At 71.3% G+C, this 20,275-nt stretch carries 24 protein-coding genes and 1 tRNA gene; 15 read left to right on the top strand and 10 right to left on the bottom strand.

From position 1 onward, the window contains the following. Positions 1 to 58: 58 nt before the first annotated feature. The gene (locus OG867_RS12485; protein ID WP_406285036.1) at positions 59 to 1,255 is read right to left on the bottom strand and encodes a sensor histidine kinase; all 1,197 of its coding nucleotides are present in this window, start codon (positions 1,253 to 1,255) and stop codon (positions 59 to 61) included. 222 nt (positions 1,256 to 1,477) lie between these two features. Here OG867_RS12485 and OG867_RS12480 point away from each other — a divergent pair, with 222 nt between their 5' ends. From OG867_RS12480 to OG867_RS12415, 14 genes are all read left to right on the top strand, one after another. Next, positions 1,478 to 1,900, top strand: coding sequence for an NADH-quinone oxidoreductase subunit A (locus OG867_RS12480; RefSeq protein WP_376455720.1), 423 nt, complete (start codon positions 1,478 to 1,480; stop codon positions 1,898 to 1,900). After that, positions 1,891 to 2,526, top strand: coding sequence for an NADH-quinone oxidoreductase subunit B family protein (locus tag OG867_RS12475; RefSeq protein WP_328901728.1), 636 nt, complete (start codon positions 1,891 to 1,893; stop codon positions 2,524 to 2,526). Before OG867_RS12480 ends, OG867_RS12475 begins: the two co-directional genes overlap by 10 nt. Continuing rightward, the gene (locus tag OG867_RS12470; RefSeq protein ID WP_406285033.1) at positions 2,523 to 3,341 is read left to right on the top strand and encodes an NADH-quinone oxidoreductase subunit C; all 819 of its coding nucleotides are present in this window, start codon (positions 2,523 to 2,525) and stop codon (positions 3,339 to 3,341) included. Before OG867_RS12475 ends, OG867_RS12470 begins: the two co-directional genes overlap by 4 nt. Beyond that, positions 3,338 to 4,306 carry an NADH-quinone oxidoreductase subunit H gene (locus OG867_RS12465; RefSeq protein WP_406285031.1) on the top strand — a complete coding sequence of 323 codons (969 nt, stop codon included), beginning with the start codon at positions 3,338 to 3,340 and terminating at the stop codon, positions 4,304 to 4,306. The genes OG867_RS12470 and OG867_RS12465 overlap by 4 nt, the downstream gene beginning before the upstream one ends. Then, on the top strand, positions 4,306 to 4,893 hold the full coding sequence (locus OG867_RS12460) for an NADH-quinone oxidoreductase subunit I (RefSeq protein WP_328901731.1): 588 nt from the start codon (positions 4,306 to 4,308) through the stop codon (positions 4,891 to 4,893). Before OG867_RS12465 ends, OG867_RS12460 begins: the two co-directional genes overlap by 1 nt. Continuing rightward, positions 4,890 to 5,489 carry an NADH-quinone oxidoreductase subunit J gene (locus OG867_RS12455; RefSeq protein WP_406285027.1) on the top strand — a complete coding sequence of 200 codons (600 nt, stop codon included), beginning with the start codon at positions 4,890 to 4,892 and terminating at the stop codon, positions 5,487 to 5,489. The genes OG867_RS12460 and OG867_RS12455 overlap by 4 nt, the downstream gene beginning before the upstream one ends. Then, a complete protein-coding gene (nuoK, locus tag OG867_RS12450; protein ID WP_328901733.1) occupies positions 5,489 to 5,908 on the top strand; it encodes an NADH-quinone oxidoreductase subunit NuoK in 420 nt (139 codons plus the stop codon). Before OG867_RS12455 ends, nuoK begins: the two co-directional genes overlap by 1 nt. Continuing rightward, on the top strand, positions 5,905 to 7,905 hold the full coding sequence (locus OG867_RS12445) for an NADH-quinone oxidoreductase subunit L (protein WP_406285025.1): 2,001 nt from the start codon (positions 5,905 to 5,907) through the stop codon (positions 7,903 to 7,905). Before nuoK ends, OG867_RS12445 begins: the two co-directional genes overlap by 4 nt. 27 nt (positions 7,906 to 7,932) lie before the next feature. Further along, a complete protein-coding gene (locus OG867_RS12440) occupies positions 7,933 to 9,483 on the top strand; it encodes a NuoM family protein (protein WP_406290920.1) in 1,551 nt (516 codons plus the stop codon). After that, positions 9,480 to 10,997: an NADH-quinone oxidoreductase subunit N gene (locus tag OG867_RS12435; RefSeq protein ID WP_406285022.1), complete on the top strand. Its 1,518-nt coding sequence runs from the start codon at positions 9,480 to 9,482 to the stop codon at positions 10,995 to 10,997. The genes OG867_RS12440 and OG867_RS12435 overlap by 4 nt, the downstream gene beginning before the upstream one ends. Positions 10,998 to 11,113: 116 nt before the next feature. After that, complete coding sequence (locus OG867_RS12430; RefSeq protein ID WP_406285020.1) at positions 11,114 to 11,578, top strand: MscL family protein; 465 nt, start codon at positions 11,114 to 11,116, stop codon at positions 11,576 to 11,578. A gap of 196 nt (positions 11,579 to 11,774) precedes the next feature. Then, the gene (gene htpX / locus OG867_RS12425) at positions 11,775 to 12,635 is read left to right on the top strand and encodes a zinc metalloprotease HtpX (protein WP_406285018.1); all 861 of its coding nucleotides are present in this window, start codon (positions 11,775 to 11,777) and stop codon (positions 12,633 to 12,635) included. Next, positions 12,632 to 13,024: a YccF domain-containing protein gene (locus tag OG867_RS12420; RefSeq protein ID WP_328901738.1), complete on the top strand. Its 393-nt coding sequence runs from the start codon at positions 12,632 to 12,634 to the stop codon at positions 13,022 to 13,024. Before htpX ends, OG867_RS12420 begins: the two co-directional genes overlap by 4 nt. An 89-nt stretch (positions 13,025 to 13,113) precedes the next feature. Next, entirely contained in the window at positions 13,114 to 13,386 is a 273-nt protein-coding gene (locus OG867_RS12415; protein ID WP_328901739.1) for a GlsB/YeaQ/YmgE family stress response membrane protein, read from the top strand. 2 nt (positions 13,387 to 13,388) lie between these two features. On the opposite strand, the gene OG867_RS12410 is transcribed toward OG867_RS12415, so the two are convergent. The 3 genes from OG867_RS12410 to OG867_RS12400 all read right to left on the bottom strand — a co-directional run bounded on the left by OG867_RS12410 (position 13,389) and on the right by OG867_RS12400 (position 15,201). Further along, on the bottom strand, positions 13,389 to 14,048 hold the full coding sequence (locus OG867_RS12410) for an alpha-ketoglutarate-dependent dioxygenase AlkB family protein (protein WP_406285015.1): 660 nt from the start codon (positions 14,046 to 14,048) through the stop codon (positions 13,389 to 13,391). A gap of 13 nt (positions 14,049 to 14,061) precedes the next feature. Next, positions 14,062 to 14,568 (bottom strand): methylated-DNA--[protein]-cysteine S-methyltransferase, encoded by a 507-nt coding sequence (locus OG867_RS12405; RefSeq protein ID WP_406285013.1) that lies wholly within the window; start codon positions 14,566 to 14,568, stop codon positions 14,062 to 14,064. Between the two features lie 144 nt (positions 14,569 to 14,712). Further along, entirely contained in the window at positions 14,713 to 15,201 is a 489-nt protein-coding gene (locus OG867_RS12400; protein ID WP_328901742.1) for a YajQ family cyclic di-GMP-binding protein, read from the bottom strand. Positions 15,202 to 15,392: 191 nt separating this feature from the next. Here OG867_RS12400 and OG867_RS12395 point away from each other — a divergent pair. Next, positions 15,393 to 15,474, top strand: a tRNA-Tyr gene (locus OG867_RS12395). A gap of 174 nt (positions 15,475 to 15,648) precedes the next feature. Here OG867_RS12395 and OG867_RS12390 read toward each other — a convergent pair. From OG867_RS12390 to OG867_RS12365, 6 genes are all read right to left on the bottom strand, one after another. Further along, entirely contained in the window at positions 15,649 to 17,028 is a 1,380-nt protein-coding gene (locus OG867_RS12390; RefSeq protein ID WP_406285011.1) for a tyrosine-type recombinase/integrase, read from the bottom strand. A 66-nt stretch (positions 17,029 to 17,094) separates the two neighbouring features. Beyond that, on the bottom strand, positions 17,095 to 17,283 hold the full coding sequence (locus tag OG867_RS12385) for a helix-turn-helix transcriptional regulator (protein ID WP_406285009.1): 189 nt from the start codon (positions 17,281 to 17,283) through the stop codon (positions 17,095 to 17,097). A 205-nt stretch (positions 17,284 to 17,488) separates the two neighbouring features. Continuing rightward, a complete protein-coding gene (locus OG867_RS12380) occupies positions 17,489 to 18,646 on the bottom strand; it encodes a DUF3631 domain-containing protein (protein WP_406285007.1) in 1,158 nt (385 codons plus the stop codon). Next, the gene (locus OG867_RS12375; RefSeq protein ID WP_406285005.1) at positions 18,643 to 18,996 is read right to left on the bottom strand and encodes a hypothetical protein; all 354 of its coding nucleotides are present in this window, start codon (positions 18,994 to 18,996) and stop codon (positions 18,643 to 18,645) included. The genes OG867_RS12380 and OG867_RS12375 overlap by 4 nt, the downstream gene beginning before the upstream one ends. Continuing rightward, entirely contained in the window at positions 18,993 to 19,898 is a 906-nt protein-coding gene (locus OG867_RS12370) for a bifunctional DNA primase/polymerase (RefSeq protein WP_406285003.1), read from the bottom strand. The genes OG867_RS12375 and OG867_RS12370 overlap by 4 nt, the downstream gene beginning before the upstream one ends. An 86-nt stretch (positions 19,899 to 19,984) precedes the next feature. Continuing rightward, positions 19,985 to 20,266 carry a hypothetical protein gene (locus OG867_RS12365; RefSeq protein ID WP_406285000.1) on the bottom strand — a complete coding sequence of 94 codons (282 nt, stop codon included), beginning with the start codon at positions 20,264 to 20,266 and terminating at the stop codon, positions 19,985 to 19,987. Between the last annotated feature and the right edge of the window lie 9 nt (positions 20,267 to 20,275).

Genomic DNA, 20,275 nt, shown 5'->3' with positions numbered 1-20,275 from the left:
CTGGGCGGGGCGCCGCCGCACCATGAGGGCGGTATCCGTCTCGGAGCGGGGGTTTTCCCTACCCCTTCACGCGCTGCGCGCTCTTCTCGTCGCCCCGGTCGCGCCACGGCAGCTCCGCCGTGACGGTCGTCGGGCCGCCGGCGGGCGATTCGAGTACGAAGACCCCGTCCACGGCGTCCAGCCGCTCGGCGAGCCCCGCCATGCCCGTACCGCCGTCCATCGAGGCCCCGCCCCGCCCGTCGTCGCCGACCTGGATGAGCAGCCGGTCGCCGGAGCGCCACACGTCGACGGACGCCGTACGGGCCCCGCTGTGCTTGCTCACGTTCTGGAGGAGTTCGGAGACGGTGAAGTACGCGATGCCCTCGATGGCCTGCGCCGGGCGCCCCGCAAGATCCACCCGTACGGTGACGGGCACGGTGCAGCGCGAGGCGATCGCGGAGAGCGCGGCGTCGAGGCCGCGGTCGGTGAGGACGGCGGGGTGGATGCCCCGGGCGAGGTCGCGGAGTTCCTGGAGGGCGACCTTCACCTCGCCGTGCGCCTCGTCCACCATGCGCGCGGCCGCCTCCGGATCGTCCGTCAGCTTCTCCTTGGCCAGGCCGAGCCCCATCGCGAGGGCGACGAGCCGGGCCTGGGCGCCGTCGTGGAGGTCGCGCTCGATGCGGCGCAGGTCCGCGGCGGCCGTGTCGACCACCACGCCCCGGTCCGTCTCCAGCTCCGCGATGCGGCGTTCCAGGTCGTCGGAGGGCGAGAGCAGCCCGCGCACCATGGCCCGGTCCGCGTTGGCCATCAGCCGTGCCGCATAGGGGAGCGCCGGCCACACGATGAGGCAGACGAGCGTCACGACGAAGGTGAGGATGCCCCACGGCAGCCGTACGAACGAGTACAGGGCCGCCCGCCAGGCGACCGGGTCGCGCAGGCTGGTCCACAGCCAGGCGAAGAACCCGTCGTCCTCGCGGCCCCGGGCCGGGGGGCTCGGCTCCTCGACCACGACCCCCAGCAGCTTGCGGGCGCGGGCGCGCTCGGCGCGGCCGATCAGCCGGGCGCCCTGGAGCCCGGCGGCCAGCAGCGGCAGACCGACGACGGTGACCGCGAGGCCCACGCCGATCGCGGTCATCAACACCGTGTAGACAAATCCGACGATCGCCATCGGCAGGTTGGAAAGAAGGTGCGCGACCTCCTTCCACGTCCACCGGCCGAAGGCGAAGCGGACGGGAGGAGGCCCGTCATGGGCGGGCACCTGGGGGCTCATGGTCATACGACCAGCCTGCCGGGCGCGCGAGGCGGATGCCATGGGGCTCGTGGGTGAGGTGAAGTAGGGATATCCCCACCCATGCCCCACCCGTGCCCCACTCGTCCCACCCTCGTTCCCCGTTCGTTGCCCGACGCAACTGCTTACCCGTCCTTTACAGGGCCTAGACTCCCGTGCGTACAGATCGTGGACGGGGCTTCGGACGGGGCTAGGGAGCGAGGGGCGGACGTGACGGGTCTTCCCGGTGCGGCATCGACACCGGCGCGGACGGTGCTCGCGTCGTCGGACTACTTCCACAGCTACTCGGTGGTCGGACTCCTCGCCCTGGTGGGCGTCCTGTTCGTCGCCGTCGCGTTCGGCGCGGGCCGGCTGCTGCGGCCGGTGGTCCCGACGCCGGAGAAGCTGCTCACATACGAGTGCGGCGTGGACCCCGTGGGGGAGGGCTGGGCGCACACCCAGGTCCGCTACTACGTCTACGCGTTCCTGTACGTGATCTTCGCCGTCGACTCGATCTTCCTGTTCCCCTGGGCGACGGTCTTCGCGGCGCCGGGCTACGGCGCGACCACGCTGGTGGAAATGTTCATCTTCCTCGGTTTCCTGGCCGTGGGACTGCTCTACGCATGGAAGAAGGGCGTCCTCGAATGGACGTGACGAGCCCGTCGTCGGCCGGGGCGGGGGACGAACCCGCCGCCGTACCCACGTTCCTCCCGGAACCGAAGCGCCTGGGCGTCCTGTCCAGGCTCGCGCCGGAACCGATGAAGGTGGTCCTCAACTGGGGCCGCCGCTACAGCCTCTGGGTCTTCAACTTCGGACTCGCCTGCTGCGCCATCGAATTCATCGCCGCCTCCATGGCGCGCCACGACTTCATCCGGCTCGGCGTCATCCCCTTCGCGCCGGGCCCGCGCCAGGCCGACCTGATGATCGTCTCCGGCACGGTGACGGACAAGATGGCCCCGGCGGTCAAGCGCCTGTACGAGCAGATGCCCGAGCCCAAGTACGTCATCTCCTTCGGCGCCTGCTCCAACTGCGGCGGCCCGTACTGGGACTCGTACTCCGTCACCAAGGGCGTCGACCAGATCATCCCCGTCGACGTCTACGTCCCCGGCTGCCCGCCCCGGCCCGAGGCGCTGCTCCAGGGCATCCTGAAGCTCCAGGAGAAGATCGCGCGCGAGTCGCTGGGGGAGCGTTACGCGGATGCCGCCGGCGCCCGTCCGTCGACGGCGGCGCTGCGCAGCGGCCTGGTGGCTCCGTCTCCGGCCGAGGGGGACGGGAAGTGACCCTCTTCGACCGGCTCCCGGACGCGGTGACCGAGGTCTTCGGCGAGGACGCGACCGCCGAGCAGGCGTACGACCTCCTTACGGTCGACGTCCCGCCCACCGCGTGGATCACCGCCCTCGAAACCGCCCGGGACACCCTCGGCTGCACGTACTTCGACTGGCTGAGCGCGGTGGACGAACCGGGCACGGGCTTCCGGGTGTGCGCGCATGTGGCGGCGCTGCCGTCCGCCGCCGCCGGGGTGCACCGCCTGCTGCTGCGTACGACGGTGCCGCACGAGGCCCCGGCCCTGCCGACGGCGATCGGTGTGTACGCGGGGGCCGCCTGGCACGAACGCGAGACGCACGAGATGTTCGGCGTCGTCTTCGAGGACCACCCGAATCTGGTCCCGCTCCTCCTCCCCGAGAACTTCGAGGGCCACCCCCTCCGTAAGGACTTCGTGCTGGCCGCCCGCGTGGCGAAGGCATGGCCGGGCGCCAAGGAACCGGGCGAGTCGGACCACGGCGGCCCGAAGCGCCGCACGATGCTCCCGCCGGGCGTCCCGGACCCGAACGAGTGGGGCCCCCTCAAGGGGCAGCTCCCCCCGGCCCCGTCCCGCCCGGCCCGGCGCACCCGCACGGCGGGCGACGCGACCCCGGCGACCCCGGCGGAACCCCGCCCGCGCCGCAGCCGCAGCGTGTCCCAGGGCTCGGCGAGCCAGCAGGAGCCGGTGTCCCCTCCGGCGACGGACGCGCCGTGGCGCAACGCGCCGGAGACCAAGCCCACGGTTCGACCCGACAACGACCCCACCCCCGACAACGGAGGCGATCAAGAGTGACCGACGCCCTGGACGTCGCCCTCCGCATCGTCATCGTCTTCGCCGTCTTCATGGTCCTCCCCCTCGTCGTCGGCCAGACCGAACACAAGGTCATGGCCCACATGCAGGGCCGCCTGGGCCCCATGTACGCCGGCGGCTTCCACGGCTGGGCCCAGCTCGTCGCCGACGGCGTGAAGTTCGCGCAGAAGGAGGACATCGTCCCCGCCGGCGCCGACCGCAAGGTCTTCCGCCTGGCGCCGGCCGTGGCCCTCCTCCCGTACCTGCTCGTGCTGGTCGCGATCCCGATCGGCCCGGGCGAGGGCGCGGTCGGCCAGGTCGTCGACGCGGGCATCTTCTTCGTACTCGCCGTGATGGGCGTGGGCGTACTCGGCTCGCTGATGGCCGGCTGGGCGTCGGCCAACAAGTTCTCCCTGCTCGGCGGCCTCCGCACCGCCGCGCAACTCCTCGCGTACGAGCTGCCGATGCTGCTCGCCGCCGCCTCGGTGGCGATGGCGGCGGGCACGGTCTCGCTGCCCGGCATCCTGGACGCGTTCGCGTGGTGGTGGCTGCCCTGGCAGATCACCGGCGCCCTGGTCTTCTTCGTGGCCGGACTCGCCGAACTCCAGCGCCCCCCGTTCGACATGCCGGTCGCCGACTCGGAGATCATCTTCGGCGCGTACACCGAGTACACCGGCCTCCGCTTCGCGCTGTTCCTGCTCGCCGAGTACGCCGGCATCGTCGTGCTGTGCGGGCTGACCACCGTGCTGTTCCTCGGCGGCTGGCACGGCCCGATGGGCGCCGACGGACTCGGCTGGGTCTGGACCCTGCTGAAGACCGGCATCCTCGCGTTCGTCGTGATCTGGCTGCGCGTGACCTACCCGCGCCTGCGCGAGGACCAGTTGCAGAAGCTCGCCTGGACGACCCTCATCCCGCTCGCTCTCGCGCAGATCGCGCTCACCGGCATCGTGAAGGTGGCGATCAACTAGTGCCCCCGATCCCCGGCTCAGGTCTGGCCAAGGGCCTCGCCGTCACCCTGCGGACGATGACGAAGAAGACCGTCACCGCCCAGTACCCGGACGTGCAGCCCGAACTGCCGCCCCGCTCGCGCGGCGTCATCGCGCTGTTCGAGGAGAACTGCACGGTCTGCATGCTGTGCGCCCGCGAGTGCCCCGACTGGTGCATCTACATCGACTCCCACAAGGAGACGGTGCCGGCCGCGGCCCCGGGCGGCCGCGAACGCAGCCGCAACGTGCTCGACCGCTTCGCCATCGACTTCTCGCTCTGCATGTACTGCGGCATCTGCATCGAGGTCTGCCCGTTCGACGCGCTGTTCTGGTCGCCGGAGTTCGAGTACGCGGAGACGGACATCCTGGACCTCACCCATGAGCGCGACAAGCTGCGCGACTGGATGTGGACGGTCCCGGAACCGCCCGCGCTCGACCCGCGCGCCGAGGAACCGAAGGAACTCGCCGCGGCCCGCAAGACGGCCGACAAGCTCCGCGCCCAGCAGGAGCAGCAGGCACAGGAAGCCGCCGCGGAGTCAGAGGCAGACGCAGAGGAGGGCAACGAGTGATCACCGCCCTCGCGGCCGCCCCGGCGGCCCCCGGCTTCCTCTCCCCGTCCGGCATCGAGATCGCCTTCGTCCTCGTCGGCATCGCCACCCTCGGCGCGGCCCTGGTGACCGTCACGACCAGGCAGCTGGTGCACGCCGCCCTCTGGCTGATCGTGGCGCTCGGCGGCCTCGCCGTCGAATACCTCCTGCTCACGGCGGAGTTCATCGCCTGGGTGCAGGTACTGATCTACGTGGGTTCCGTCGTCGTCCTCCTCCTGTTCGGCCTGATGCTCACCAGGGCCCCGATCGGCCGCTCCCCGGACGCCGACTCGGAGAACCGGTGGGCCGCCCTCGCGGTCGCCGTCGCCTCCGCCGGTGCCCTGGTCTGGGTCGTCGTGGACGCCTTCCGCACGACGTGGATCGAGCTGGACGGGCCCGCCCAGGGCTCCACCGAGGTCACCGGCGCCTTCCTCTTCCGTAACTGGGTACTGCCCTTCGAAGCGCTCTCCGTCCTCCTGCTCGCCGCCCTGGTCGGCGCGATCGTCCTCTCCCGCAAGGGCGGCCGGGCCGCACCGGACCGGGCCGACGCCACCCCGCCCCGAGAGGACGCGCGCTGATGCACCTCGCCTATCCCGCGGTGCTCGCCGCCCTCCTCTTCTGCACCGGGCTCTACGGAGTCCTCGCCCGCCGCAACGCGATCCTCGTCCTGATGTCCGTCGAGCTGATGCTCAACGCCGTCAACCTCAACCTGGTCGCGTTCGACGTCTGGCTCCGCGACCGCCTGCACTCCGGCCAGGCCCTCACCCTGTTCACCATCGCCATCGCGGCGGCGGAGATCGGCATCGGCCTGGCGATCGTCCTCGCCGTCTACCGCAACCGGGGCAGCTCCGACGTCGACCGCCTCCGCGACACCGCCGAGACCGACGAGGCCGAGGCCGTCCCGGCCGGTGACGACGAGGACGACGCCGTCCCCGACCCCGAAGACCAGGCCACTGCTGCGGCAGGGAAGGCAAAGAAGGCAGAGGCCACCCCGTGACCACCACGACCCTCGCCGTCCTCGTCCCCCTCCTCCCGTTCCTGGGCGCGGCGGTCGGGCTGCTCATCGGCCGCACCGCACCCGAGTACGTACGCCCGCTCGCCGTCCTGCCCACGCTCGTCTCGCTCGTCCTCGCGGCCGTCGTCGCCGCGCGCCAGGGCGGCGGCCGGGCCATCGACGCGGCGACCCAGCTCACCCCCACCGGCTCCGTCCCCATCGACCTCGCGCTGCACCTCGACGGCTTCGCCGTCCTCGTCGCCGTGCTGGTCGCCCTGGTCGCGAGCTGCGTGCAGATCTACTCGACCGCGTACCTCCGCGACGACCCCCGCTACCCCTCGTACGCGGCGCTGGTCTCCCTCTTCACCTCCGCGATGCTGCTCGTCGTCTACTCCGGCGACCTGATGGTGCTGCTGGTCGGCTGGGAGGTCATGGGCATCTGCTCGTACTTCCTGGTCGGCCACTACTGGGAGACGCCCGAGGCGCGCGCCGCATCGCTGAAGGCGTTCCTGGTCACCAAGCTGGGCGACGTCCCCTTCCTCATCGGCCTGTTCGCGCTCGCCGCCGACACCGGCTCCTTCCGCATCACCCGCATCCTGGGCGCCGTCGCCCACGGCGGCCTCGATCACCCCACCCTCATCGCGCTCCTCCTCCTGGCCGGCGTCGCGGGCAAGTCCGCGCAGTTCCCCCTGCACACCTGGCTCCCCGACGCCATGGCCGGCCCCACCCCCGTCTCGGCGCTGATCCACGCGGCGACGATGGTCGCCGCCGGCATCTACTTCGTCGCCCGGCTCCTCCCCGTCTTCGCCGCGTCCGGCGCGGCCCTCGTCGTCCTCGCCGTGATGGCGGCCGTCACGATGATCGGGTCCGGGCTCGCCGCACTCGCCCAGGACGACATCAAGCGCGTCCTCGCCTACTCGACCATCGGGCAACTCGGCTACATGTCGGGCGCCCTGGCCGTCGGCGACCGGGGCGCCGCCGTCTTCCACCTCGTCTCGCACGGTGCCTTCAAGGCGGTCCTCTTCCTCGCGGCCGGCGTCGTCATCCATGCCGCCGGCACCAACTCACTCGCCGCCATGTCCCGGATGAGCGGCCTCGCCCGCCGCATCCCGGACGCCTACTGGACGATGACCGTCGCGCTGCTCGCGCTCGCCGCGATCCCCCCGTTCGCCGGCTTCTTCTCCAAGGAAGCCGTCCTCGTCGCCGCCGAGCACACCGCGCTGGGCGACCGGCACGTCGCCCCGGCCGCCGCCGGCTGGACGGTCCTCGTCGCCGGGCTGCTGGCCGCCGTGCTCACCGCCGCCTACGCCACCCGGCTCTGGCTCCTCGCCTTCCGGGGCCGGGGCGCCGAGGCCCCCGACCACGGCAGGCAGCCCGCCGCCATGACCGCCGTCCTGTGGGTCCTGGCCGTCCCGACCATCGCCCTCGGGCTGAGCGTCGGCGTCATCGGCGACTGGTTCGACGGCCACCGCCTCCTCCCCTCGCTGACCACCGCCGTCCTGTCCACCGGCGTCGGCCTCGTCGGCGGCCTGGTCACCTACGGGGCCTGGCGCCACACCACCGCACTCGCCGCCCGCGTCCCCATGGGCTCGGTCGTCGCCCACCCGGACGCGGAACCGGCCCTCGTGGAGATCGAGGCCATCGAGGCCCGCACCGCCGCCTACGGCCCGGTCGGGGACGCCCCCGACCCCGCCGACCCCGGACGCCTGCTGCTCGGCCCCCTCCACCGCCACGCGGCCACCGGCTTCCACCTCGACGCCCTGTACGCGGCGCTGTTCGTCCGCCCCGTCCAGGCCGCGGCACGCCTCGTCCGCTTCCTGGACCGCGAGGTCGTCGAGACCTACGTACGCGGCTCCGCCACCGGCGCACGCTGGCTCGGCACGGCCGTCCGCCGCGCCCAGACCGGCAACGTGCAGAGCTACCTCAGCGCACTGCTGGCCGGTTCCCTGGTCCTGGCGGTCGCCGCCGTCGTCTACGCCAACGTCAACGCGGGGTCCTGAGCCGTGATCGATATCAGCGCATCCGTGATGCAGTTCCTTCTGGCGTTCGTCGTCGTCGGCCCGCTCATCGGGGCCGTCGCCGCCCTGCTCCCCGCCCCGCCCGGGCTGAAGGGCCGCAGCCCCGACCAGGCCGTGCTCCGCCACGGCGTGACCGTCACCGGGGTCATCCTCCTGGCGACCCTGGTGCTGGCCGCCGGCTTCGACCACGACCACCCGTCGAAGATGCAGGCCACCACCGACATCAGCTGGATCCCGGCGCTGGACGTGCGCATCCACCTCGGCATCGACGGCATCTCGCTCCCCCTGCTCGTACTGACCGCGCTGCTGACCTTCCTCTGCGCGCTCTACAGCTACTTCAAGCTGCCCGAAGGCCCCTCCTCGAAGGCGTTCGTCGCGCTGGTCCTCCTCCTGGAGTCCGGCACCCTCGCCACCTTCGCCGTCCTCGACCTGATCCTCTTCTTCCTGGCATTCGAGATGGTGCTCATCCCGATGTACTTCCTGATCGCCCGATGGGGCGGTGCGGGGAGGCAGGCGGCCGCCTGGAAATTCATCCTCTACACACTGCTCGGCTCGGTCGTCATGCTGCTGGGCCTGCTCCTCATCGGACTGAAGAGCGGCACCTTCGACATGGTGGCACTCGCCACTGACAACGGCCGCGGGCTGACCTCGTCCGTGCAGGTCACCGCCGTTCTGGCGATCGGGATCGGGCTCGCCGTGAAGACCCCGATGTGGCCGCTGCACAGCTGGCTGCCCGACGCCCACACCGCCGCCCCCACCGTGGGCTCCGTGCTCCTCGCGGGCGTCCTGCTGAAGATGGGCACGTACGGGTTCGTCCGCATCCTGCTCCCGGTCGCCCCCGACGGGATGCACACCTTCGCCCCGTACCTCGCGGCCTTCGCCGTCGCCGGGATCGTCTACGGATCGCTCGCCTGCCTGGCCCTCGCCCGGCCCGGCGCCAAGGGCGACCTGAAGCGGCTCATCGCGTACTCCTCCGTCGGCCACATGGGCTTCGTGCTCCTCGGCATCGCGAGCATGACCCCCACCGGGGTCAACGGCGCGCTCTTCGCCAACATCGCCCACGGGCTCATCACCGGCCTGCTGTTCTTCCTGGTCGGCGCCGTCAAGGACCGGTACGGCACCGCCGACCTGGACACCCTCGCCGGGGCCACCGGCGCCGCCCTCTACGGCCGCGCGCCCCGCCTCGGCGGCCTCCTCGCCTTCGCCGCGGTCGCCTCCCTCGGACTGCCGGGACTCGCCGGGTTCTGGGGCGAGATGCTCGCCCTGTTCGGCGCCTTCGACCCGGCCGAGGGGCTGAGCCGGCCCGCCTTCCTGACGTTCATGTCGATCGCCGCCTTCGGCACCCTGCTCACCGCCGCGTACCTGCTGATCGTGGTCCGCCGCGTCTGCATGGGCGCCCGCCGCGACGAACCGAAGCCGATCGCCGACGTCCAGAGCTACGAGTTCGCCGCCTGGACGCCCCTCGCGGCCCTCACCGTCCTCGCCGGCCTGTGGCCCGCCGTCCTCCTCGGCCTCACCGACCCGGCCGTGCAGAAGCTCCTCGCAGGAGGCAAGTCGTGACCACAGCGGCCGAGAGCGCCACCAGCCTCGTCCAGTCCGTCGACTGGCTCGCCCTCGCGCCCCCGCTCACCGCGGCGGCCGTCGCCGTCGTCCTCCTGGTCGCCGACCTCTTCGTCACCGAGGCCCGCAAACCGCTCCTCGGCTACGGGGCCGTCGCCGGGCTCGTCGCCTCGCTCGCCCTGATCATCCCGCTCCACGAGGGCGACCGCTCCACCTTCTGCCTCACCACCGGCAGCCACGCCTGCAGCTACACCGCCGACCACTTCACGCTGGTCATCCAGGCCCTCGTGCTCGGCGGCGCGCTGCTCACCGCGCTGCTCTCGATCGGCGACACCCGCAAGCTCCCGGCCGGCGAGTTCTGGTTCCTGCTGCTCTCGTCCGCCGCCGGCGCCGCGCTCCTGCCGGCGTCGCGGGACCTCGCCACGCTGGTCATCGCCCTCGAAGTCGCCTCGCTGCCCGCGTTCGCCCTCGTCGGCATCAAGCGCGGCGACCGGCGTTCCTCCGAGGCCGCGCTGAAGTTCTTCCTGTCCTCCGTGACCGCCACCGCCGTGATGCTCCTCGGCGTCAGCTTCGTGTACGCGGCCACCGGCACGCTCCACCTCACAGACCTGGCAGGCCGCCTCGGCCGCGTCGACCCCCAGCTCTCCACCCTGGCCGGGGCGGGCGTCGCGCTGACCCTCGTCGGCTTCGCCTTCAAGACGGCCGCCGCGCCCTTCCACTTCTGGGTGCCCGACACCTACGTCGGCGCCCCGCTGCCCATCGCCGCCTACCTCTCGGTCGTCGGCAAGGCGGTCGGCTTCACCGGCCTCATCCTCGTCACCGTGATCGCCTTCCCGGCGTACGCGGACGTGTGGGGCCCCGCCCTCGCGGTCCTCGCCGCGCTGACGATGACCGTCGGCAACGTCGCCGCGCTGCGCCAGAGCGCTTCCCGCGCGCGCGGCGCCGTACGCCTGCTCGCCTGGTCCTCCGTCGCCCAGGCCGGGTACCTGCTCGTCCCGATCGCCGCCGCCGCGTACGCCGGGGAGCGCAGGATCGGCTCCACCGTCGCGTACGCCCTGATGTACGCCGTCGTGAACCTCGGCGCGTTCGCGGTGGCCGCGCTGGTCGCCCGTACCCGCCCCGGCAACCGTCTGGACGACTACCGCGGCCTGTACGCCACCCGGCCCCTGGCCGCCCTCGCGCTGGCGTTCTTCCTGCTCTGCCTGGCCGGGCTGCCGCCGGGGATCATCGGGCTCTTCGCCAAGGTCACGGTGTTCTCCGCCGCCGTCGACGCTGGCCTGGGCTGGCTCGCCGTCGTGATGGCCGTCAACGTCGTCGTCGCCCTGTACTACTACCTCCGGTGGACGGCCGCCCTGTTCCGCGCGCCCGCGAACGGGGAAGAGGCCGCGCCCGCCGTACGGCACCGCGTCCCGGCGCCCCTGACCGCGGCGATCGTCCTCACCGCCGCCGCCGGAGTCGTCCTGTCGGGCGCTCCGCAGACCGTCCTGAGGTTCGCCGCCGTCAATCTCTTCTGATATCGAGCACCTGTTCGAAAGGTGACAGGATCGGCTTGCCCCCGGCCACCCGCACAGGGCAAGGTCGGTGCCTCGGAACGCGTACGACGTTCTCATCACCACAAGGAGCCAGAGCAGTGCTGAGCGGGTTCAAGGACTTCATCCTGCGCGGGAACGTCATCTCCATGGCGGTCGGTCTCGCCGTCGGAGCCGCGTTCACCGCGGTCGTCACCGGGTTCAGCAACGGCTTCATCGTGCCGCTGATCGGCATCATCACGCGCGGCACCGGCGACTTCAGCCACGCGCACTTCACGGTCGACGGCGTGAAGTTCCCGTACGGCCTGTTCATCGCCGCCGCCATCGCCTTCATCATCACCGCCGCCGTCCTCTACTTCGGCGTCGTCATGCCGATGGCCAAGGTCCAGGACCGCTTCGTCGCCAAGAAGGCCGACGAGCCGGTCGACATCAAGGCCGCGCTGCGCGACTGCCCCCGCTGCTACACCGAGATCCCCGCCATCGCCTCCCGCTGCGCCCACTGCACCAGCGAGGTCGAGCCCGACCCCGAGGCCGTGGAACTCGCGAAGCTCCCCGCCCAGCGCTGAGCGCCCGGCACACCTCCACCCGGACGGCCCAGAGCCCGCCCCCCACGCGCACAGCGGGGCCGGCCTGGGCCGTCGGGCCGTCCGGACCAGGGAACTCGCTCCCGCCGCCTGGCGTTGACCAGTACGGGAGGCTCCACTGAGCGGTGGGGCCCCACCCGCCAAGGGCTCCCCTGCTGCACGATTTGGAGGGCGTACCGTGCACCGCCGGCACAACGGGCTGAGAACCGCCGTACTCCTCGGGGGCCTGTCCGCACTCATCCTCGTCATCGGCAGCTTCTTCGGTCGTACGGGCCTGATCGTCGCCCTCCTGGTGGCGATCGGCACCAACGCGTACGCGTACTGGAACAGCGACAAGCTGGCGCTGCGGGCCATGCGCGCCCGCCCCGTGAGCGAATTCGAGGCGCCCCAGCTCTACCGCATGGTCCGCGAGCTCTCCACCTCGGCGCGCCAGCCCATGCCCCGGCTCTACATCTCCCCGACCCAGGCCCCCAACGCCTTCGCGACCGGCCGCAATCCGCGCAACGCGGCGGTCTGCTGCACCGAGGGCATCCTGAGACTCCTGGACGAGCGCGAGCTGCGCGGCGTCCTCGGCCACGAGCTGAGCCACGTCTACAACCGGGACATCCTCATCTCGTCCGTCGCCGGAGCGCTGGCCTCCGTCGTGATGTTCCTGGTCAACTTCGCCTGGCTGATCCCGGTCGGCCGCTCCAACGACGACGAGGGACCGGGCCTCCTCGGCATGCTGCTGATCATGATCCTCGGCCCGCTCGCCGCGTCCGTCATCCAGCTGGCCGTCAGCCGTTCCCGGGAGTACGAGGCGGACGCCTCGGGCGCCCGGCTCACCGGCGACCCGCTGGCCCTCGCCAGTGCCCTGCGCAAGCTGGAGGCCGGGACACAGCAGCTTCCGCTGCCCCCGGAGCCCAGGATCGAGACCGCGAGCCACATGATGATCGCCAACCCGTTCCGCGCGCAGGGGATGTCCAAGATGTTCTCGACCCACCCGCCGATGGCGGAGCGCATCGCCCGACTCGAGCAGATGGCAGGTCCTCGCCCGTGAAAACCATTCTGAACGTCATTTGGCTGGTCCTCTGCGGATTCTGGATGTTCCTCGGCTACCTGCTCGCGGGAGTCCTGCTCTGCATCACGATCATCGGCATCCCCTTCGGCCTGGCCGCCTTCCGGATCGGCGTCTACGCCCTGTGGCCCTTCGGGCACCGGGTGGTCGACCGCCGGGACGCGGGCGGCCCGTCCTGCGTGGGCAACGTGCTCTGGCTGATCCTCGCCGGCTGGTGGCTGGCGCTCGGTCACATCACCACGGGCATCGCCCTGTGCCTCACGATCATCGGCATCCCCCTGGGCATCGCCAACTTCAAGCTGATCCCGGTGTCCCTGATGCCCTTCGGCAAGGAGATCGTGCGTACCGACGAGCAGTTCGCCGGCTGGTAGGCCCCCGGACCGCAGCTCGCCGCACGCAACCACCCGCCCGTCCCCGGCGTCTTGGATTCCAGGACAGAGGGACGGGTAGGTTCGCACGCATGACCATTATCGGCTGGATCATTCTCGGGCTCATCGCGGGCGTCATCGCCAAGATCCTGCTGCCGGGGCGCGACCCCGGTGGCCTGATCGGCACGACCCTCATAGGCGTCGTGGGCGCCTTCCTCGGTGGCTGGATATCGTCGCGCTTCCTGGACCGCGAGATCAGCAAGGACTTCTTCGACCCGGCCACCTGGATCGCGGCCATCGGCGGCTCCCTGATCCTGCTGATCGCCTATCGGCTGCTCTTCGGCAACTCCCGCGAACGGCGCTGACGTCAGCCGTTCAACCCCGTTTCGCGCAACGTCACATTGAGCCGGCCACCGCTCATCCCCGTACCGGGAGGAGCGGTGCCGGGCCGGACCACCGGGACCCCGTGGAACGCCCGGCGCGCCGGACCGCCGAACACGAACAGATCCCCGGACGCCAGCTCCACGTCGGTCCACGGCCTGCCCCGGCCCTCCGTGTTGCCGAACCGGAAGACACACGTGTCCCCGATGCTGAGCGACACCACGGGCGCCCCGGACCGCTCCTCGTTGTCCCGGTGCATGCCCATCCGGGCCGTACCGTCGTAGAAGTTGACCAGCGCGGCATCCGGCGCGTACGCCTCCGAGCCGCCTCCCGGCCCGTACGCCTCCGCCACCGCTGCCCGCCCCAACTCCGCGAGCCAGCCGGGGAACGGGGCCACCGGAGCGCCGTTCACATCGTCGGCGGTCCGCGCATAGCGGTACGGCTGCCAGTGCCACCCCAGGCACACCGTCCGCACCGACATGACCCCGCCACCCGGCAACGCGGTGTGCCGCAGCGGCACGGGTCCCCGCGCCCACTCCCGGCACGCCGCCACCAACTCCCGCTGCCGCTCGGGCGACAGCCAGTCGGGCACATGCACGGCCCCGGGCGCGACGACGGCCCGCGACCTGGGGAAGAGCCCGTCCATCAGCGCCGGCCCGTCAACGCCCCGCCAGGGCCCCTTCGAGCCCCAGCAGCCGTTCCTTGCGCTCCAGACCGCCCGCGTACCCGCGCAGCGCGCCGTCCGCACCGATCACCCGGTGGCACGGCCGCACGACGAGCAGCGGATTGCGCCCGATCGCGGTGCCCACGGCCCGCACCCCGGCACCGCTCGCGCCGACGCGCGCGGCGATCTGCCCGTACGAGATTGTCTCGCCGTACGGAACGGCGTCCAGCGCGGCCCAGACCCGCCGCTGGAACTCGGTGCCCCGCCCCTGCGCGTACACCAGGTCGAAGCGCGTCCTGCGCCCCTCGAAGTACTCCCGCAGCTGGGCGGCGACCCCGGCGAACGCCTCCGGCGCGTACACCCAGCCGTCCTGGACGACGGTGCCGCCCTTCTGGCCGGGCACGGAGAGCGAGGCGAGCGCGACACCCGCCCCGCCCGGGGCCTCTTCCCCGACCAGCAGCAGTTCACCCAGCGGGCTGTCGACCGTCGCGTACATGGTCATGACCGGTCCCTCTCCTCGTCCGTACGACCGGCCGGAACGCCGGCCGCCACGGGCCAGTCTGCTGCGCCCGAAACGCCGGAACCGGCGGTATTCGGACATGCAGTCCGGGCACGCAACGAGAGGTTCCGCGCCCGGGCCAATGTTCTAGCGGTAGTTCGCGAACTGCACGTCGAAGTCGAAGTCCTGGGCCTTCAGCAGCGCCTGCACGGCCTGCAGGTCGTCCCGGCTCTTCGAGGTGACCCGCAGCTCCTCGCCCTGGACCTGGGCCTTGACGCCCTTGGGGCCCTCGTCGCGGATGATCTTCGCGACCTTCTTGGCGTTCTCCTGCGAGATGCCCTCCTCGATCGAGGCGAACAGCTTGTACTCCTTGCCGGACAGCTGCGGCTCACCGGCGTCCAGCGACTTCAGCGAGATCCCGCGCTTGATCAGCTTGGTCTGGAAGATGTCGAGGATGGCCTTGACCCGCTCCTCGCCGTTCGCCTGCATCAGGATCTTCTCGCCGGACCACGCGATCGACGCGTCCGTGCCCTTGAAGTCGTAACGGGTGGAGATCTCCTTGGCGGCCTGGTTGAGGGCGTTGTCGACCTCCTGCCGCTCGACCTTCGAGACGATGTCGAAACTGGAGTCGGCCATGACGTGTGGCTCCTTGGATCGGGGGTGCTGGAAAGTACGTACCTGGCGCAGCGGCCGCGTAAAGCCTAGCCACCCGAGACCGCACGGGCCTCCGAACAATCCGGTGGCGTACCACCCTCGGTCATCAGGTATCGTTTACGTCGTTGCCAGAGAGCACCGCGGGAAACCCGGACTCGAAGGCGGCATCCCTTGGCGGTGTGCCCGAGTGGCCAAAGGGAGCAGACTGTAAATCTGCCGGCTCAGCCTACCCAGGTTCGAACCCTGGCGCCGCCACTGGAAGTGAAACCCCTTCCGACCTGCTGTTTCAGCAGATCGGAAGGGGTTTTCTCGTTGTAGTGACGGGAGAGCGTCAGGCGCCCGAAACGCCACCTTGTCTCACCTGATCCCGCCCGAATCCCAGCTCCGACCAGGGCGTGTCCCCCAGACGTCCCCCGGGGGGAGGGCGGCCTACTCGGGTTCGTTCCACTCCCGCATGGCTTCATCGATCCGCCGGTTCGCCCGGTCCTGCGTACGGGCGAGCACCTTGGCGTAGACCCGGAACAGGACGGCGATCGTGTGGCCGGCCCGCCGCGCGCACTCCATCGGGTCCACCCCGGAGCTGAGCCAGAAGGACACCCCGGCGTGACGCAAGTCATACGGCCGCCGGGCAAGCTGCGACGCCGATTCGTCCTCGGTGAGCACGTCGGCGCGGGCCTGTGCCCACACCTCGCCGTACCCGGTCTCTTGGAGCAGGCCGCCGCGGTTGGTCCGGAACAGCCGGCCGTCCGGGGCGGTGCCGTGCGCGGCGATGTGCTCCCGGAGCATCCGCACGAAGTGCGGCGGGATCGGCACGGGCCGTGAGTCCTTCACCGCGCGGGCCTTGAGGTGCCGGGCCTCGTGCGCCTGGCCGTCGTCGGTCCAGCCCTTCCCGACCCGTACGAAGCCCTGCCGGAGGGTGAGGGTGCCCCAGCCGGTTTCCGGCAGGTGGCACTGGGGGAGGCGCAGGGCCGTCGCCTCGGCCGGCCGCATGGCTGCGTAATACAGGCAGCCGAAGAACGCTTCGAGGTGTTCACCGCGGGGGCCCTGCTCGCGTACGCCCCGAAGCAGCGCCCGGACCTGGCGGGGGTTGGCCACGCTGTCCGGGTCGACTTCTTCGGCAGTCTTGGGGGCCGCCCACTTCACGGTGGTGAGCGGGTTGACCGGCATGGAGAAGTAACCCTGCTCGACCGCGAGACCGAGCACGTCGCTCAGGCAGGCCCGCTTCCGCTTCGCGGTGCGAGGGGCCGCGGGCTTGCCGTCCAGCTTCAGCGCGAGCGCGTCCAGGGCGAGCCGCACGGTTGCGGACTGTTCGAGCGCGGAGATCGGATACGAGTTCTTGGCCACCCAGCGCAGGGCGTGGGCCACGTCCGCCGGGGGTTCGTCGTCCCACCGGTTCCGGTTGTATGCCCACCCGTACAGGGCCTTGCGGAGCGTCGCCGTGTCCGGGCGCCCGACCCTTGTCTTCATGAGCGCCGGCGTAATGGTCGCGAGGGCGTCCGCGTAGTTCTTCCGCGACTTCGCCGGCGCGGCGGCCCACTTCCGGTCGATGTACGCGCGGGTGTGCTCGTACCAGGTGATGGACCCCTGCATCGCGCGGATCTCGGACGCGGGGAGACCCAGCTCCTCATCGAACTGCTCGCCGCGGCGCACGGCGGACATCAGCTCGGACCGGCGGCCGTCGGCCTGTGCCTTGAGCTGGTAGCTCTTGGAGTGCTTGCGCTGTCCGACCCGCCAGCGCACCCGGTAGGGCTTCGGACGTTCGCGGCGGACTTCGAGCGAGTAGAGGCTTACGTCGTACGTGAGAGGCATGGTTCTCCATGGGGAGAGGGCCCGCCGGAGTGGCGGGCCCTCGGTGGTCGGTGCGTCAGGGGAAGGTCAGGCGGCGGTCTCCTCGCACTGCGCCCACCACGCGTCCAGGTCGGAGCGGCGTACGCGGATCTGGCCGTTGGGGAGCTTGATGAGGCGGGGGCCCTGGCGGCGAGCGCGCATGCGGTAGAAAGCGGCGCGGCTCATGCCGATTTCGGCGAGGACTTCGGGGAGCTTGAGCATCTGGGGGCGGGCCATGGGTGCTACTCCTCTACGCGGGTCGGCTCTACGGGTGCGGTTACATCGGTTACGGCGGTTACATCGCAGGTCAGGGGCCTGTTTTCTGTAACCGATGGGTGAGGTGTAACCGATGGCGTGCGGTTACAGACGGCGGTGAGTCGGGGCGGTGTAACCGACGATGTTCCGGTTACACCGCCCCGACCGGTTACGGGTGCGTCGCAGGTCAGGCGTCCAGTAGGAGGGGTGTAACCGATGTAACCGGAGATTCCGGGGGCGGGGGGCAGTACCGGTTCCAGGCGTCGGTGAGGTCGTCGCGGTGGTAGCCCTTGACGATCTGTCCGCCGATGCGGAGCGGGCGGGGTGAGATGGGCTTGCTCTTGGCGGTTACGTACTCCTTGAGCGTCTTGGAGAGGGTGCGCGCGTTCAGCGGGCGGCCGTCCAGGTCCCCCCAGGGGGATTCCTCCAGGCCGTTGAGCAGGTGCAGGATCTCGACGGTGGAGACGGTGTCCTCGCCGGGGAAGACGTGGTCGCGCAGGTCGGTGAGGAGCTTGACTCCGAGCGAGGCGCGGTCGTCCTCGTTCACGGCGGTGACCAGGTCGACGCACGCCTGCCGGGCCCGGTCGGGCCACGTTCCGCCGGCCGCGTCGGCGACGGCGAGCAGCGGTTCCCACACGTCGGCGGGGCGGTCCGTGATGCCGTCCGGCATGTCAGGGAACGCCCCGTCGACGCGGGGGCGGACTTCCTTGGCCCAGGTGGCGAGTTGATCGCGCAGGGCGTGGCCCTGCGGTTCGTGGATGCGAGCTCGGAACGGCTCCACGCGCTCGTTACGGGCGCGACGCCTCATACGGATGATCACGGAGCGCGCCAGGATCGTGTCGGGCAGGGACCCGAGCCCTCCCATGGCGACGGCGCAGTAGGAGGGGAAGGCGACGACCGTCTGTGTGCCGCCGTCTCCGACGCACCGGTAGGAGACGCCGCTCCTACGGTGCCCGGCATTGAGCAGGCCGCGCAGATCCTCGTTGTCCTTGGCCTTGGGGCCGAAGACGGTGTCGATCTCATCGAAGAGGATCGTGGGCCGCCCCGCCTCGTCGGCCACCGCACGGAAGAGCGCGGCCGGGGAGGCGTTGACGGCGTGCATGGGGTGGGGGACCAGCGTGCTGATGACTTCGAGCGCCCGGGTCTTGCCGCTCCCCGGCTCGGGCGAGAGGAACGCGAGGCGCGGGGTGGAGTCGAAGCAGTCGAGCAAGTGCGTGTGCGCGTCCCACAGGGCCACGGCCACGTAGGCGGCTTCGGACGGGAAGGCGTTGAAGCGGCGGTGGAAGGCTTCCACGTCATTGAGCAAGGCGGCCCCGTCGATGGGGGTCGTGGTCGCGTCGGTCATGCGGCGCTCCTGTTCGCTGCGGGTTCGGTGTGGGGGCACTGGCCAATCTGGGCGCGGGTGGTGAGGTCGGTGACGGCGTTCCGTCCCCGTGCCCGCTCGTGCCGGTCGCAGGTGCACAGCCAGTCGGCGACGGGGATCTGGTTGCGGCCGAGCCCGCGTACGGTCAGGCCGGGTTGGATGCCGGTCACGGTGAGCGTGTGCGGGTCAGGGCGAACAGCAACGGGGACGGCCTGACGGCCGACGACCTTCGCCGCACCCTGGCCGGGGGCGGCCGGGGCCGGTTCGGCGATGCGGGGGCCGGTGGGGGTGGCGGGCAGGCTCTTAAGGCGGGGGGTCCTGGCCGTGCTCATGCGGTCCGCCGGGTGGGGTTGTGGGCGATGGACCAGTTCAGGGCGCTGGTGATCGCGGCCCGGCACTCGTATTCGCGGAGTCCGGCCCGCATTCCCGCCTCATTAAGAGCCTGCTCCACCACATCCCGGGCGAGGTCGCCGGACGGGATGAAGCGGCCCAGGGCGCGGGCGGCCCTCACAAGCGTCCAGTTCCGTACTCCCTCACCGGCCCCGGCGACGGCCGCCGTTTCGGCCCTGAGAGCCGCTGAGGCGTACTGGGAGGCCCTGGACGGTGACGGCGCGGCCATCAGCACCCGAGGCGGCTGACGGGGCGTCAGAAGCGTGTGGAGCCATTCGGGCAGTGGGGCGGGGTCGGTGGGGTCGGTGACCTCGTACGTGCCGTTGGGGAGGGTGCTGCCGGCGGCGAGGACGTAGCCGCCGTGGGCGCGGGTGTCGATGTGTGTGCCGAGTTTGCCTGCCGTGTTGCGGAGCTGGGACCCGGTCGGGGCGGTGAAGTAGAGGTGGTGTCCGCCGCTTGCGGTCCGGGTCCGGTAGGTGGTGGGGCCGGGCTGTCCGGCGCGCTCGCAGAGCGCTTGCAGGGAAGTGACGCCGTCAGGCGTTCCTTCCGGGTCCTTGGCCTTGGCCGTGTCGAGGTCGATGACGACCAGCCCGGACGGGCCCGTCGCCAGCCCGATGTTGAACGCCCCCGTCGACCAGGCGGCGCGGATGCGGTCGGGGTCGGTGGTGGCCCGTTCCTCCGGCTTGCGGTGCCCGCCGGCGCAGGCCCCGGTGGTGGGGCATGCCTGCTCGCTGTGGAGGGCGGGGCGCTTGGTGTCGGGGCGGAGGGGGAAGACGTGCCAGCCGTGCTCGGCGGCGGCCAGAGCGGCGGCGAGGGCTCGCCGGATGGGGGTGGGTTGGGTCATGCTGGGTGTCTCCAGTTCTCTGACGAGGACGGTTGGGACGACGGCGGCCCCGGTTCATTGGCGTGAGGGGGTCGCCGTCGGCGTAGCTAGGCGGTGGTGAAGGTGACGCTCATGGCGTCACGGCCGGGCTCGGGGATGCGCTTGCCGGCGGCCTCGTGAACGGCCTCGTGGGCCCGGTCGTACACGGCGTCACAGACGAGGCGCCCGTCCGGCGTAAGCGTCCAGCCGACGGAGTTGTCGCCCCAGGCGGTGGCGAATCCGATGGCCTCGATCGGGCTGTCGAGGTGCGGGACGCCTCCTTCCTCGGTGGCGCTGCCGCCGCAGACGTCGCAAACGGCGATCCAGCAGGTGACTCGGCGTGTGGCCATGGCGTGACG

Origin of the sequence: Streptomyces sp. NBC_00209 (genome assembly GCF_045206345.1) — a bacterium.
Lineage (GTDB): Bacteria > Actinomycetota > Actinomycetes > Streptomycetales > Streptomycetaceae > Streptomyces.
The sequence above is the reverse complement of the archived record's forward strand: the minus strand, read 5'-3'. Positions and strand labels throughout refer to the sequence as shown.

Excerpts from the sequence above, each read along its gene's own strand:
- nuoK (WP_328901733.1), top strand. The coding sequence starts at position 5,489 with ATGCACCTCGCCTATCCCGCGGTGCTCGCCGCCCTCCTCTTCTGCACC.
- OG867_RS12415 (WP_328901739.1), top strand. The coding sequence starts at position 13,114 with ATGACCATTATCGGCTGGATCATTCTCGGGCTCATCGCGGGCGTCATC.
- OG867_RS12410 (WP_406285015.1), bottom strand. The coding sequence starts at position 14,048 with ATGGACGGGCTCTTCCCCAGGTCGCGGGCCGTCGTCGCGCCCGGGGCC.
- OG867_RS12405 (WP_406285013.1), bottom strand. The coding sequence starts at position 14,568 with ATGACCATGTACGCGACGGTCGACAGCCCGCTGGGTGAACTGCTGCTG.
- OG867_RS12375 (WP_406285005.1), bottom strand. The coding sequence starts at position 18,996 with ATGAGCACGGCCAGGACCCCCCGCCTTAAGAGCCTGCCCGCCACCCCC.
- OG867_RS12485 (WP_406285036.1), bottom strand. The coding sequence starts at position 1,255 with ATGACCATGAGCCCCCAGGTGCCCGCCCATGACGGGCCTCCTCCCGTC.
- OG867_RS12385 (WP_406285009.1), bottom strand. The coding sequence starts at position 17,283 with ATGGCCCGCCCCCAGATGCTCAAGCTCCCCGAAGTCCTCGCCGAAATC.
- OG867_RS12400 (WP_328901742.1), bottom strand. The coding sequence starts at position 15,201 with ATGGCCGACTCCAGTTTCGACATCGTCTCGAAGGTCGAGCGGCAGGAG.
- OG867_RS12365 (WP_406285000.1), bottom strand. The coding sequence starts at position 20,266 with ATGGCCACACGCCGAGTCACCTGCTGGATCGCCGTTTGCGACGTCTGC.
- OG867_RS12440 (WP_406290920.1), top strand. The coding sequence starts at position 7,933 with ATGCAGTTCCTTCTGGCGTTCGTCGTCGTCGGCCCGCTCATCGGGGCC.
- OG867_RS12390 (WP_406285011.1), bottom strand. The coding sequence starts at position 17,028 with ATGCCTCTCACGTACGACGTAAGCCTCTACTCGCTCGAAGTCCGCCGC.
- OG867_RS12475 (WP_328901728.1), top strand. The coding sequence starts at position 1,891 with ATGGACGTGACGAGCCCGTCGTCGGCCGGGGCGGGGGACGAACCCGCC.
- OG867_RS12380 (WP_406285007.1), bottom strand. The coding sequence starts at position 18,646 with ATGACCGACGCGACCACGACCCCCATCGACGGGGCCGCCTTGCTCAAT.
- OG867_RS12370 (WP_406285003.1), bottom strand. The coding sequence starts at position 19,898 with ATGACCCAACCCACCCCCATCCGGCGAGCCCTCGCCGCCGCTCTGGCC.